This is a genomic window from Limnohabitans sp. 15K, assembly GCF_002778285.1.
Classification (GTDB): domain Bacteria; phylum Pseudomonadota; class Gammaproteobacteria; order Burkholderiales; family Burkholderiaceae_C; genus Limnohabitans_A.
In genome coordinates this window covers 281625-294786 of sequence record NZ_NESM01000003.1, presented here as the reverse complement: position 1 = coordinate 294786, position 13162 = coordinate 281625, and the positions used below count along the sequence as shown (strand labels likewise).

Below are 13162 nucleotides of genomic sequence, written 5' to 3'. Positions count from 1 at the left end.
ACAAAATTTCTGACCCAGCCCTGCGTTGGGTTCAGACATCAAAGGCTTCAAGACTTCGGTTTTGAAGCCTTTTTGCTTTTGTCCCGTCTTACCAGTTGCGGTGACGAAGGCCAGCACATCTGATCCACAAACGACAACGCCACCCGAAGGTGGCGTTGCCGTTTTGCAGGTTCAGCGCTGTTTAAGCGGCTTTGGCAGCATCCAGATTGCGCAAGCGAATGTGCAATTCGCGCAACTGCTTTTCGTCCACCGGGCTTGGCGCTTGCGTGAGCAAACACTGAGCGCGTTGGGTCTTGGGGAAAGCAATCACGTCGCGGATGGATTCTGCACCGGTCATCAAGGTTACGATGCGGTCAAGGCCAAAGGCCAAGCCACCGTGTGGAGGTGCGCCGTATTGCAAAGCGTCAAGCAAGAAGCCGAACTTGAGTTGAGCTTCTTCAGGGGTGATCTTCAAAGCGTCAAACACTTTTTGCTGCACATCGGCGCGGTGGATACGCACCGAGCCGCCACCCATTTCCCAACCGTTCAACACCATGTCGTAGCCCTTGGAGATGCACTTCTCGGGGGCGGTGACCATCCAGTCTTCGTGACCGTCTTTGGGCGCGGTGAAGGGGTGGTGCACAGCGGTGTAGCGCTGGTTCTCGTCGTCGTATTCGAACATCGGGAAGTCCACCACCCACATCGGGGCCCAGCGGTCTTCAAACAGACCGTTGGCTTTGCCAAAGGCGCTGTGGCCGATCTTGATGCGAAGGGCACCGATGGCGTCGTTGACGATCTTTTCTTTGTCGGCGCCGAAGAAAATCAAGTCGCCGTTTTGCGCACCCGAGCGCTCCAAAACAGCCTGGAGTGCCGCATCGTGGATGTTCTTGACGATGGGCGACTGCAAACCATCGCGACCTTTGGACAGGTCGTTGACGCGAATGTACGCCAACCCTTTGGCACCATAGATCTTGACGAACTCGGTGTACGCATCGATCTCGCCACGGCTGATGCCGCCGCCTTCGACCGAGCCATTGGGCACACGCAAAGCGACCACGCGGCCGCCTTTCATGTTGGCAGCGCCTGAGAACACTTTGAAGTCCACATCGCCCATGACGTCGGTCACTTCAGTGAACTGCAATTTCACACGCAGGTCAGGCTTGTCCGAGCCATACAAGTGCATGGCGTCTTGGTACGTCATGACCGGGAATTCGCCCAAGTCCACACCAATGGTTTTTTGGAACACGCGTTTGATCATGCTTTGGAACATGTCGCGGATTTCTTCTTCGGTCAGGAACGATGTTTCGATATCGATCTGGGTGAATTCGGGCTGGCGGTCAGCGCGCAAATCTTCGTCGCGGAAGCACTTTGTGATTTGGTAGTAACGGTCATAACCCGCCACCATCAAAAGCTGCTTGAACAGCTGGGGCGACTGGGGCAAAGCAAAGAACTGACCGTCGTGCACGCGGCTGGGCACCAGGTAGTCGCGCGCGCCTTCGGGTGTGCTCTTGGTGAGCATGGGGGTTTCAATGTCCACGAAGCCGTTTTCATCGAGGTACTTGCGCACTTCCATCGACACTTTGTAGCGCAGCATCAGGTTGTTTTGCATGTACGGGCGGCGCAGGTCCAGCACGCGGTGCGTGAGGCGGGTCGTCTCGGACAAGTTTTCTTCGTCGATCTGGAAAGGTGGCGTGACGGACGCGTTGAGCACGATCAGTTCGTGGCACAGCACTTCGATCTTGCCGCTTTTCATGTTGTCGTTGGTGGTGCCCTCAGGGCGGGCACGCACCACGCCTTTGATCTGGACGCAAAACTCGTTGCGCACGTCTTCGGCCACTTTGAACATGTCTGGGCGATCGGGGTCGCACACCACTTGCACATAACCTTCGCGGTCGCGCAGGTCAATGAAGATCACGCCGCCGTGGTCACGGCGACGGTTGACCCAGCCGCACAGGCTCACGGATTCGCCGGTCAGGGCTTCGGTCACCAGACCGCAGTAGTGGGAACGCATGGACATGTTGTACTTTCAGGATTCGCGGGAAAAGGTTTCAAAAATTGGGGGCTCAGACAGACTGGGTGCGATTTTCATCGGCCTTGGCAGCAGGAGCAGGTGCACCAGGCACCACCACCCCCATGGAAATGATGTATTTCAAGGCATCGTCAACGCTCATGTCGAGTTCGATCACATCGGCCTTGGGCATCATCAAGAAAAAGCCAGAGGTCGGGTTGGGGGTCGTGGGGACATAGACGCTGACCAAGGGCTGATCAAAGTGGCGAGCCACTTCACCCCCTGGCGTACCGGTCAGGAAAGCGATGGTCCAAGACCCTTGGTGCGGATACTGCACCAGCAAGGCTTTGGAGAACGCATTGCCACTGCCCGAAAACAAGGTGTCGGCCACCTGGCGGACGCTGGTGTAAATGGTGCGCACGACCGGGATACGGTTCATCAAACCATGCCACTTGCGCAACCACCATTGGCCAAACATATTGGCCACAAAAACGCCCGTTGAAAAAATGAACACAGCCACAAGGGCCACACCCAGACCGGGCACACCGCGCAGGTATTCGGCATTGACGTGGATGCCAGGGATCAAGGTGTCGGCCGCATGCAAGACCGCCAAAAAGACGGCATCCAACAAACCGACCAACCACATGAGCACCCACACGGTGATGGCCAAGGGCAGCCACACCAGCAAGCCGGTGATGAAATACTGTTTGAAGCTGCGGTGTTTCATGGGGTGATGCAATCGGTGGATTCAGGCACAAACGTGCTCAATGGCATGCGCAAGAGGCCGCGCAGCCACCCGCGCTCGCTGTCGTTGATGCCGCCGGCGCTGCAGCGGGAGAAGCGGCAGATGAAGAAGAGTCTGCACTCGGTGATGGTGCTGGGCTTGACACGGCGTCAGCAGCGGTCCCTGCTGCGGCAGGCACAGCGGCAGCACCGCCGCCTTTGAAATCGGTGGCATACCAGCCTGTGCCCTTGAGCTGAAAGCCCGGGGCCGTGAGCTGTTTGTTGAACTGAGGCGCTGCACAGACCGGGCAGTTGGTCAGTGGATCATCACTCATCTTTTGCAGAACATCCTTGGCATGGCCGCAGGCGTCGCATTTGTAAGCGTAAATGGGCATGAAGAGGGCTCTTTTAAGTTGGAAACACAAAACCCTCAATTATAGGCGGGGGGGCTCCTCTTCAAGCTGCAAAGAATCTCAGGCAAAACCGGGCAAATCATGGTGGGCCCCATGGCGGTTGGCCATCACCTGACGACACAGCGAGCCGATCAGCATGCCTGCCAAGCTGGCCAGCACGCCCGCCAGTTGAGCCGGAAACGCCTCGCCCGCTGGCGTGAATATGAACAGCAACCAGGTCAGTAAGCCCCAAACGATGGCCAACAAGGCCCCCTGGGTGGCGGCTTTTTTCCAATAAAGCCCAAAAGCCAGGGGGACAAACGCACCGACCAAGGTGACTTGGTAGGCCCCTGAAACCATTTCGTAAATCGACGTGCCCTGCATGGCCACCGCATAAGCCAGTACAAAGGCGCTGAACACCAGCACTGTCACGCGCATGGCCTTGAGCTCCTGCTGGTCAGTTTGAGACGGGAAAAACTGCCGCCAGATGTTTTCGGTGAAAGTGACACTGGGCGCGAGCAAAGTGGCCGATGCGCAAGATTTGATGGCCGAGATCAAAGCGCCAAAGAACAAAACCTGCATGATGAAAGGCATCTGGGTCATGACCAGGGTGGGCAAGATTTTCTGCGGATCTTCCGCAATCAACCTCGCCGCCTCCTCCGGCATGATGATCAAGGCGCTGACCACCAAAAACATGGGCACAAAAGCAAACAAAATGTAAAAAACGCCGCCGATCACTGGGCCCCGGGTGGCCGCGTATTCGCTGTTGGCGGACATGACACGCTGGAACACGTTTTGCTGGGGGATGGAGCCCAGCATGATGGTGATGGCCGAAGCAACAAAGAAAATGATGTCCTTGAAATTGGGCTCAGGCCAGAACTTGAACATGTCTTGACTCACGGCCAGGGCCAGCACTTTGTCCGCCCCACCCGCCTGATGCCCTGCAAACACGGCAAGCGTGGCCAGCCCCACCACCAAGATGATCATCTGGATGAAATCGGTGATGGCCACAGACCACATGCCCCCAAACAAGGTATAGGCCAATATGGACACCACGCCAATCACCATGCCCACAGGCAAACTGATCACGCCGTCAGACAAGACATTAAAAACCAGCCCCAAAGCCGTGACCTGCGCTGAAACCCAACCCAGGTAACTGACCATGATGATGATGGAACAAATCACCTCGACGCTGCGGCCATAGCGCTCGCGGAAATAATCGCTGATGGTCAACAAGGTCATGCGGTAAAGCCGTGCCGCAAAGAACAAACCCACCAGAATCAGGCAGCTGCCTGCCCCAAAAGGGTCTTCGACCACGCCGTTCAGACCGCTATTGACGAATTTCGCAGGAATGCCCAGCACCGTCTCGGAACCAAACCAAGTGGCGAAGGTGGTGGTCACGATCATCACCAGAGGCAAGTGTCTGCCGGCTATGGCGAAGTCGGCGGTATTTTTAACGCGTTTGGCGGCCAGCAAGCCGATCGCAATGGTCACCAAGAGGTAGGCAATCACGAGGGTCAACAACACAGCAATGTCTCCAGGGAATGATGAGAAGCGTTCAATACAACTTCATGTGCGACCACACCTGCAAGGCCAGCAAACTCAAGACAAAACCCATGCCCAGGTAAAGCAGGATTTGCAACAAGCTGTTCGTGCGCCTTTGTTCGGTCAACAAGAGCTCGATCAGCTTGGCATCACTTTGTCGAGGCTGCTTCAGATACTCGTGCAGCAAACGTGGCAGTTGCGGCATCAACTTGGCGTAATGCGGCGCTTGCCCCTTGATCTCCTCCCAGAGCTTTTTAGGGCCAATTTGCTCCAGCATCCACTTTTCGAGAAAGGGCTTGGCCGAACTCCACAGGTCCAGCTCGGGGTCCAAATCGCGACCCAGGCCTTCGATGTTGAGCAGTGTTTTTTGCAAAAGCACCAATTGCGGCTGGATTTCCACTTGAAAGCGACGCGAGGTTTGAAACAAACGCATCAGTACCATGCCCAGCGAAATTTCTTTCAGCGGTCGGTCAAAGTAAGGCTCGCACACCGCACGAATGGCCGACTCCAACTCGTCCACCCGGGTGTCTTCAGGCACCCAGCCGGATTCGATGTGCAACTCAGCCACACGCTTGTAGTCGCGGCGGAAAAAAGCGGTGAAGTTTTGCGCCAAATACTCTTTGTCGTACTCCGTCAGCGTACCGACAATGCCGAAGTCCAGAGAAATGTAGCGACCAAAGGTGTCGGGGGCCAAACTCACCTGGATGTTGCCAGGGTGCATGTCGGCGTGAAAAAACCCGTCGCGAAACACCTGCGTGAAAAACAAGGTCACACCATCGCGTGCCAATTTGGGGATGTCCACACCCGCTTCGCGCAGGCGATCCACCTGGCTGATCGGGATGCCATGCATGCGCTCCATGACAATGACCTCAGGATGGCAATAGTCCCAGATCATCTCGGGGATCAGCACCAAATCAAGCCCTTGCATGTTGCGACGCAGCTGCGCGGCATTGGCCGCTTCACGCACGAGGTCAAGCTCGTCGTGCAGGTAATTGTCAAACTCGGCCACCACTTCGCGGGGTTTGAGTCGTTTGCCGTCAGCGCTCAAATTCTCAACCCACCCCGCCATCATCCGCATCAGGCTCAGGTCTTTGTCGATCACGGGCAGCATGCCAGGGCGCAAGACTTTGACGGCCACCTCGCGAACATCGCCTGATTTACCGCGCAAGGTGGCAAAGTGCACCTGTGCGATAGAAGCACTGGCGACGGGCTCCCGTTCAAACGTTTCAAAAATGTCGTCGACAGGGCGATTGAACGCCCGTTCAATGGAGGCCACCGCAATGGCTGAACTGAAGGGAGGCACGCGGTCTTGCAGCTTGGCCAACTCATCGGAGATATCGGGTGGCAACAAGTCACGACGGGTGGACAGAACCTGTCCAAATTTCACAAAGATCGGACCCAGGCGCTCCAAGGCTTCGCGCAGCCGAACGGCGCGTGGTGAACGCAAATCGCGCCCCACAGACAACACGCGGGCCAGCACGCGCAGCCATGGTTTTTGAAAGCTCGAGAGCACCAACTCGTCCAGCCCGTAGCGCAAGACGATGAAGACGATGAAGGCGCCACGTCCAAAACGGCCCCAGCGCATCATGCTGTGCCGCCCGTGCGAAGTTCAGTACCAGGGCGTTTGGCCACAAAACTGCGCAAAGCGCTCATGGCCTGCCGAGCGGCTTGAGCAAGCGTATGGGCTGGCGCGTCACCGATCAATCGAGCCAAGTCTTCTTCAGCATCCCAACGCACATGGTCGATCAACCAATTGACTTCGGCGGCCAGCTGCACATCACCCTCAATGCGCACCTTGGGCTTGTCACCGCGGGCCAAGGCAGACGCCAGAGAAACAGCCGAGTCTTCCGTCACGGTCAGGCGCAAATCGAACCCTTCAAACCGGCCACGCTCCAACAAACCCGCCGGTGTGGGTGTCAATTGCAACTGAACACGCTCCCAAAGCAACTCGATGCGTTGGCCTTTTTGACGGGCCAGGCGGTTCATGGCTTCGGGTTCGCTCATCAAGACATGGTTCAGAAACAAGATCAAACGGTTCAGGGCTTCGTCAACCACCCATTCAGGGGGGTGAAACGCGCTGTTGAATTGTTGGGCCATTTGCGCGGCCAGATCGGGGAGCGCCTGAGCGGCCCATGAAAAAGGGGACTGTGTTGCCATAGTCCCCGATTATTCCCGAAAGTACAGACCCCAAAAGGGCCCGGGCTTTATTGCAGCGCTTGCACGCCCGCCACCAACCATCCACCGCCCTGCTTGGATTTGGTCATGTTCCAGACTTCACGGAATGGGCTGGGGCCTGAGGCAGCGTCTTCGCGGATCATGCCGTTGAACTCAACACTGGCCATGTAAGCATCGGCCTGCTCTTCAATGCCCAAAAGCTGGGCATCGAGCATGACCACTTCGGTCTTGTTGGGTTGGCCCGGGAACTGGGCTTCACGCTCAGACAGTTGGTTGCGGATTTCAACCACCATAGCATCCGTCATCATGGAACGCAGGGCACTGATGTCAGAACGGTCCCAGGCATCTTGCAAGGTCACAAAATTGCGCTTGGCAGCGGTGATGAAGCTCTCGACATCAAAACCGTCGGGAATTCCCCAGCTTTGCGAGCCGCTGGTGCCGGAGCTGGCCTCAGAAGCCAGACCCGAGCCGATGCCAGAACCAATGATGGAGCCGCTCGATTGGGATGCAGCCGAACTGTCAAAACGGGTGTTTTGACCTTCCCAAGGACGCGCCGAGGCGTCGTTGCCCACATTGTTGGGGCTGTATTGCTTGTAGGTAGAGGGGTTCTCGGCTGAAGCGCCCGCACCCTGGTAAGCCAAACCACCTGACTGTGCAGCGCCGCCGCGGCGGGCTCGCATGATCATGCCAATCACAGCGATCACAGCCACGCCGATCAGCAAAGCCATCAAGATGTTGCCAAAGGCCTCACCCATACCGAGGGAGCTGGCCAACCAAGCCAAGCCCAAGCCAGCGGCCAAACCACCCAACATGGCACCCCAAGGGCGCTTGGGTGCGGCAGCGGCAGGCGCAGGCGCAGCAGGTTTTGCGGCGTTGGCAGGTGCGGCGTTTTGCGCAGGGGCAGCTGGCGTTTGCGGTGCGGCATCGCGCTTGGTGACCTGGCTGGATTGCTGTCCAATGGATTTGCCACCACCCATGCGGCGTGCGGCCTCAGCATTCAGACTGCCCAGGGCCATCACGCCAGCGAGCATCAGGGTCATCAACTTGTTGTTCATGGTGTCTCCAACTCAGGAAATTCGAAGTGTGGGCTTCAACACTTGATGCCCATGTGCAAGGCTACCACCCCCGCTGACAAGTTGTGAAAATCCACATGCCCAAATCCGGCATTTTTCATAAGGGTTTTCAAATCCTCTTGACTGGGATGCATGCGGATCGATTCGGCCAGATAACGGTAGCTGTCGGCATCACCCGCGACCAACTTGCCCAGCTGGGGCAAGATGTTGAAGCTGTACCAGTCGTACACTTTTACCAGAGGCTTGGCCACCTTGGAGAACTCCAACACCAGCAACTTGCCACCTGGTTTGAGCACCCGGCACATTTCCTTCAGCGCCACGTCTTTGTGGGTCATGTTGCGCAGACCAAAAGCCACGCTGACCACGTTGAAATGTGCATCTGGAAAAGGCAGTTTTTCGGCATCGCACACCAGCGTGGGCAGTGCCAAGCCTTGGTCCACCAAGCGGTCACGCCCCGTCGAGAGCATGGCCTCGTTGATGTCGGTGTGCACCACACGGCCAGTTGCGCCCACTTTTTTGGCAAAGGCCATGGACAAATCGCCTGTGCCGCCTGCGATGTCCAGCACTTGGTCGCCCTCTTTGAGGTTGGCCACCTGCACGGTGTAAGCCTTCCAAACGCGGTGCAGACCCATGGACATGAGGTCGTTCATGACATCGTATTTGGACGCCACCGAGTCAAACACGCCTCGGACGTGTTTGGCTTTTTCTTTTTCGTCAACGGTTTTGAAACCGAAATGCGTGCTGCTCATGACAAGCCTTTCAACCGGATGTTCAATGGTTGTGACCGCAGCTGCTGCCCGCTTTTTCGGGCATGGGCACGTCGCGGCTCATGCCGGCGGCTTGCAAGCGGTCTTCGTATTGTTTCCAAAGGGCGTCTTGCTCGGAACCCAAAAAATACAGGTACTCCCAGGTGAACAAGCCCGACTCATGCCCGTCAGAAAAGGTGGGCTTGACGGCGTAGTTGCCCACGGGTTCGATCTCAAGAATGCCGACCATACGCTTGCCTGTTTGCAGCACTTCTTGCCCCGGGCCGTGGCCTTGCACCTCGGCGGAAGGCGAATAAACGCGCATCAACTCAAACGGGATACGGAAATTCGCCCCATCGGAAAACCCGATTTCCAGCACCCGAGTTTGACCGTGCAGGGTCAAAGACTCGGGATGGGGCATGTCTTTTTTCAATCCGGCCATGGTCTGCTTTCGGGGTTAAACCAACACGCGCTCAATGCCACCTGAATTGGCCGCACTCACGTACTCGGGCATCCACTCTTCGCCCAAGATGTGTTTGGCCATTTCGACCACGATGTAATCGGCTTCGAGCAGGCCGTTTTTCATGTCGTCGCCAAAGCGGGACAAGCCTTGCAAGCAGCTGGGGCAGCTGGTCAAAATCTTGACATTGGCCTGCGGCGCCAAAGCACCGCTGTCGCGCAAGGCGGCTTCGCCCTTGAGCAGCTCTTCCTCCTTGCGAAAGCGCACCTGGGTGGAGATGTCGGGGCGCGTCACACCCAGCGTGCCCGACTCGCCGCAGCAACGCTTGCTTTCCAGCACGTTATCACCCATCAAGGCCTTGACGGTCTTCATAGGCTCTTGCTGCTTCATGGGGCTGTGGCAAGGGTCGTGGTACAGGTAAGCACCGCCCGCATCGAGCTTCATGCCTTTTTCGAGCAAGAACTCATGGATGTCGATGATGCGGCAGCCCGGGAAGATCTTGTCGAACTCGTAACCTTGCAGCTGGTCGTAACAGGTGCCGCAGCTCACCACTACGGTTTTGATGTCCAGGTAGTTGAGCGTGTTGGCCACGCGGTGGAAGAGCACACGGTTGTCGGTGATGATTTTCTCGGCCTTGTCGAACTGGCCCGAACCCTTTTGCGGGTAACCGCAGCACAGGTAGCCCGGTGGCAACACGGTCTGCACACCCACATGCCAGAGCATGGCCTGAGTGGCCAGACCCACTTGGCTGAACAAGCGCTCGGAGCCGCAGCCGGGGAAGTAAAACACCGCTTCTGATTCAGACGTGGTGGCCTTCGGGTTGCGGATGATCGGCACGTAATCGTTGTCTTCGATGTCCAACAAGGCACGCGCCGTTTTCTTGGGCAAATTGCCAGGCATCTTCTTGTTGATGAAGTGGATCACCTGCTCTTTGATCGGCGCTGTGCCCACCGAGGCGGGCGGTGCGCTGGTTTGCTTGCGGGCCACGCCCTTGAGCAAACCGGCCACAAAACGCTGGGCTTTCATGCCCACACCCACCATGGCGGCACGGGCCAGCTTGATGGTCTCGGGGTTGGTGGCGTTCAGCATGAACATGGCCGCTGCGTTGCCGGGGCGGAAGCTCTTTTGCCCCATCTTGCGCAGCAAATTGCGCATGTTCATCGACACATCGCCAAAGTCGATGTTGACCGGGCAAGGTGTCAGGCACTTGTGGCAAACGGTGCAGTGGTCGGCCACATCTTCGAACTCTTGCCAGTGCTTGATGGAGATGCCCCGACGGGTTTGCTCTTCATAAAGGAAGGCTTCAACCAGCAAGGAAGTGGCCAAAATCTTATTGCGCGGGCTGTACAGCAAATTGGCACGCGGCACATGCGTGGCACACACAGGCTTGCACTTGCCGCAACGCAGGCAGTCTTTCACGCTGGCGGCAATCGCACCAATGTCCGACTGCTGCATGATCAGCGACTCGTGGCCCATCAGGCCAAAGCTGGGGGTGTAGGCGTGCGTCAAATCGGCGGCGTGAACATCGTCACCCAAGCCTGTCAGCGCAGCGCCGCGCAGCAGCTTGCCTTTGTTGAAGCGACCATGCGGGTCCACTTTGGCTTTGTAAGCCGTGAAATTGGCCAGCTCGGCGTCGGTCATGAACTCCAGCTTGGTGATGCCAATGCCGTGTTCGCCCGAGATCACGCCGTCCAAGCTGCGGGCCAACACCATGATGCGGGCCACCGCTTCGTGGGCGGTTTGCAGCATCTCGTAGTTGTCGGAGTTCACGGGAATGTTGGTATGCACGTTGCCGTCACCCGCGTGCATGTGCAGCGCGACCCAGACGCGGCCTTTGAGCACCCGCTGGTGAATGGCCGTGACCTCGTTCAGGATCGGCAAAAACGCTGCGCCCGAGAAGATGTTTTGAAAGGCCGGGCGAATTTGTGTTTTCCAGCTGGCCCGCAAGCTGTGTTCTTGCAATTGCGGGAACAGCGAATCCACGTTGGTCAACCAGCCTTGCCATTGATCCTGGACTTCGTGCACCACCGCCAGGGCTTGTGCCACGCGTTCTTCCAGCATTTCAGCCGAAGGGATGTCGCTGGCGTCGTCTTGCTTGCCCAGCGGCAAGTTGCCACGCTCCAAAAAGGCCTCGATCTCACGGCACAGCTGGATTTTGTTGCGAAGGCTCAGCTCGATGTTGATGCGCTCGATGCCATCGGTGTACTCGGCCATGCGCGGCAAGGGAATCACCACGTCCTCGTTGACCTTGAAGGCATTGGTGTGGCGTGAAATGGCCGCGGTCTTTTTGCGGTCGTGCCAGAACTTTTTACGGGCTTCTGGACTGATCGCGGTGAAACCTTCGCCGCTGCGTGAATTGGCGATGCGCACGATCTCTGAAGCGGCCTTGGCCACATCGTCCGCGTTATCACCCGCGATGTCGCTGAGCAACACCATTTTGGGGAAACCACCGCGCTTGGACTTGGTGGAATAACCCACGGCCCGCAGGTAACGGTCGTCCAGGTGCTCCAAGCCGGCCATCACGGTGCCAGTGCGCTTTTGCTCGGCAAACATGAAATCTTTGATCTCGACGATGCTGGGCACCGCCTCACGGGCGTGGCCAAAGAACTCCATGCACACCGTGCGGGTGTGCGTGGGCATGCGGTGCAGGACCCAGCGTGCGCTGGTGATCAGGCCATCGCAGCCTTCTTTTTGCACGCCCGGCAGGCCGCTCAAGAATTTGTCAGTCACGTCCTTGCCCAGCCCCTCCTTGCGGAAGGTTTTGCCAGGAATGACCAGGGTTTCGGTGCGGATCGGTGTTTTGCCGTCGGCCTTGAAGTAACGCAGCTCAAAAGTGGCGACTTCGGCGTCGTGGATCTTGCCCATGTTGTGGTCCATGCGGACCACATCCAGCCATTCGGCATCGGGCGTCACCATGCGCCAGCTGGCCAAGTTGTCCAGGGCCGTGCCCCACAAAACGGCCTTTTTGCCACCGGCATTCACGGCAATGTTGCCGCCAATGCAGCTGGCTTCGGCCGATGTCGGGTCCACCGCAAAGACAAAACCACCGCGCTCGGCCGCATCGGCCACACGCTGGGTGACCACACCGGCTTCGGTGTAAATCGTCGGAATTTTGTGGGCAATGCCGGGCAAGTCGACCATCTCGACCTCGGTCATGGCTTCGAGCTTTTCGGTGTTCATCACCGCACTCTTCCACGTCAAGGGGATCGCACCGCCCGTGTAGCCCGTGCCGCCGCCCCGAGGCACGATGGTCAAGCCCAGATCGATACACCCCTTCACCAACCCGGCCATCTCGGTTTCGGAGTCGGGGGTCAACACCACAAAGGGGTATTCCACGCGCCAATCGGTGGCGTCGGTGACATGGCTCACGCGCGACAGGCCGTCGAACTTGATGTTGTCTTTGGCCGTCAAGCGCCCCAGGGTCTTTTGCACCTGGCTGCGCAGCTTGGCCATACGGGTAAAGCGCTCGCTGAATTGTGTGACCGCCTGCGCGGCCAGCGTCAACAGTTGGCCCACCAAGGCATCGCGGGCGGCGTCCACACTTGGCGTGCGGCGCTTTTGCACCTCGCTCAAGCGGTGCTGCAAGGCCTCGACCAACAGTTTGCGACGGCCCGGGTTGTCCAGCAGGTCGTCTTGCAAGTAGGGGTTGCGCTCGACCACCCAAATGTCGCCCAACACTTCGTACAGCATGCGGGCAGAACGACCCGTGCCACGCTCTTCGCGCAACTGGTTCAGCAAATCCCAAGCCGACTCGCCCAGCAAACGCAGCACGATTTCACGGTCGGAAAAGCTGGTGTAGTTGTAAGGAATTTCGCGCAAACGCGGCGCATCAGCGTCGGCTTGCATCAAATGTTGGAGCGTGGTGGGTGCATTCATAGGGATAAGCGCGGTCAATGCGTTGATGAAAACGCGGTCAGCCAGACCCAGACAGAGGCGTCAAACCGGCTGAGCTTGGATGTTACCGCAGTGCATCAAACACGCGCCAAGGGCAGGGGCTCCTGTCGCGCAAGGCTCTGGGTGTCATGGAAACCCCGGGTTGTCATCAAACCGACATAGATTTT

10 protein-coding genes are annotated in these 13162 nt (G+C 57.8%); all 10 read right to left on the bottom strand.

Annotated elements, in window-relative coordinates:
- Positions 1 to 181 precede the first annotated feature (181 nt).
- The 10 genes from aspS to B9Z40_RS12585 all read right to left on the bottom strand — a co-directional run bounded on the left by aspS (position 182) and on the right by B9Z40_RS12585 (position 12977).
- Positions 182 to 1996 carry an aspartate--tRNA ligase gene (aspS, locus tag B9Z40_RS12630; RefSeq protein ID WP_100173702.1) on the bottom strand — a complete coding sequence of 605 codons (1815 nt, stop codon included), beginning with the start codon at positions 1994 to 1996 and terminating at the stop codon, positions 182 to 184.
- Positions 1997 to 2042: 46 nt separating this feature from the next.
- Positions 2043 to 2714 (bottom strand): DUF502 domain-containing protein, encoded by a 672-nt coding sequence (locus tag B9Z40_RS12625; RefSeq protein WP_100173701.1) that lies wholly within the window; start codon positions 2712 to 2714, stop codon positions 2043 to 2045.
- 37 nt (positions 2715 to 2751) lie between these two features.
- The gene (locus tag B9Z40_RS12620) at positions 2752 to 3105 is read right to left on the bottom strand and encodes an FmdB family zinc ribbon protein (RefSeq protein ID WP_100173700.1); all 354 of its coding nucleotides are present in this window, start codon (positions 3103 to 3105) and stop codon (positions 2752 to 2754) included.
- Between the two features lie 78 nt (positions 3106 to 3183).
- Positions 3184 to 4629: a sodium:solute symporter family protein gene (locus B9Z40_RS12615; protein ID WP_100173699.1), complete on the bottom strand. Its 1446-nt coding sequence runs from the start codon at positions 4627 to 4629 to the stop codon at positions 3184 to 3186.
- Positions 4630 to 4660: 31 nt separating this feature from the next.
- Positions 4661 to 6235, bottom strand: coding sequence for a ubiquinone biosynthesis regulatory protein kinase UbiB (gene ubiB, locus B9Z40_RS12610; protein WP_233204909.1), 1575 nt, complete (start codon positions 6233 to 6235; stop codon positions 4661 to 4663).
- Positions 6232 to 6804: a hypothetical protein gene (locus tag B9Z40_RS12605; protein ID WP_100173698.1), complete on the bottom strand. Its 573-nt coding sequence runs from the start codon at positions 6802 to 6804 to the stop codon at positions 6232 to 6234. The genes ubiB and B9Z40_RS12605 overlap by 4 nt, the downstream gene beginning before the upstream one ends.
- Positions 6805 to 6851: 47 nt before the next feature.
- Positions 6852 to 7877: a Tim44 domain-containing protein gene (locus B9Z40_RS12600; protein ID WP_233204908.1), complete on the bottom strand. Its 1026-nt coding sequence runs from the start codon at positions 7875 to 7877 to the stop codon at positions 6852 to 6854.
- Between the two features lie 35 nt (positions 7878 to 7912).
- Positions 7913 to 8644, bottom strand: a complete 732-nt coding sequence (ubiE, locus tag B9Z40_RS12595) for a bifunctional demethylmenaquinone methyltransferase/2-methoxy-6-polyprenyl-1,4-benzoquinol methylase UbiE (RefSeq protein ID WP_100173697.1) — start codon at positions 8642 to 8644, stop codon at positions 7913 to 7915.
- Between the two features lie 22 nt (positions 8645 to 8666).
- Positions 8667 to 9083, bottom strand: coding sequence for a gamma-butyrobetaine hydroxylase-like domain-containing protein (locus B9Z40_RS12590; protein WP_100173696.1), 417 nt, complete (start codon positions 9081 to 9083; stop codon positions 8667 to 8669).
- A gap of 15 nt (positions 9084 to 9098) precedes the next feature.
- Positions 9099 to 12977 carry a DUF3683 domain-containing protein gene (locus B9Z40_RS12585; RefSeq protein WP_100173695.1) on the bottom strand — a complete coding sequence of 1293 codons (3879 nt, stop codon included), beginning with the start codon at positions 12975 to 12977 and terminating at the stop codon, positions 9099 to 9101.
- Positions 12978 to 13162: the final 185 nt, after the last annotated feature.

Bases quoted from the DNA above. Each gene is read 5' to 3' on its own strand.
- aspS (WP_100173702.1), bottom strand. From the start codon at position 1,996: ATGTCCATGCGTTCCCACTACTGCGGTCTGGTGACCGAAGCCCTGACC.
- B9Z40_RS12625 (WP_100173701.1), bottom strand. From the start codon at position 2,714: ATGAAACACCGCAGCTTCAAACAGTATTTCATCACCGGCTTGCTGGTG.
- B9Z40_RS12620 (WP_100173700.1), bottom strand. From the start codon at position 3,105: ATGCCCATTTACGCTTACAAATGCGACGCCTGCGGCCATGCCAAGGAT.
- ubiB (WP_233204909.1), bottom strand. From the start codon at position 6,235: ATGATGCGCTGGGGCCGTTTTGGACGTGGCGCCTTCATCGTCTTCATC.
- B9Z40_RS12605 (WP_100173698.1), bottom strand. From the start codon at position 6,804: ATGGCAACACAGTCCCCTTTTTCATGGGCCGCTCAGGCGCTCCCCGAT.
- B9Z40_RS12600 (WP_233204908.1), bottom strand. From the start codon at position 7,877: ATGAACAACAAGTTGATGACCCTGATGCTCGCTGGCGTGATGGCCCTG.
- ubiE (WP_100173697.1), bottom strand. From the start codon at position 8,644: ATGAGCAGCACGCATTTCGGTTTCAAAACCGTTGACGAAAAAGAAAAA.
- B9Z40_RS12590 (WP_100173696.1), bottom strand. From the start codon at position 9,083: ATGGCCGGATTGAAAAAAGACATGCCCCATCCCGAGTCTTTGACCCTG.
- B9Z40_RS12585 (WP_100173695.1), bottom strand. From the start codon at position 12,977: ATGAATGCACCCACCACGCTCCAACATTTGATGCAAGCCGACGCTGAT.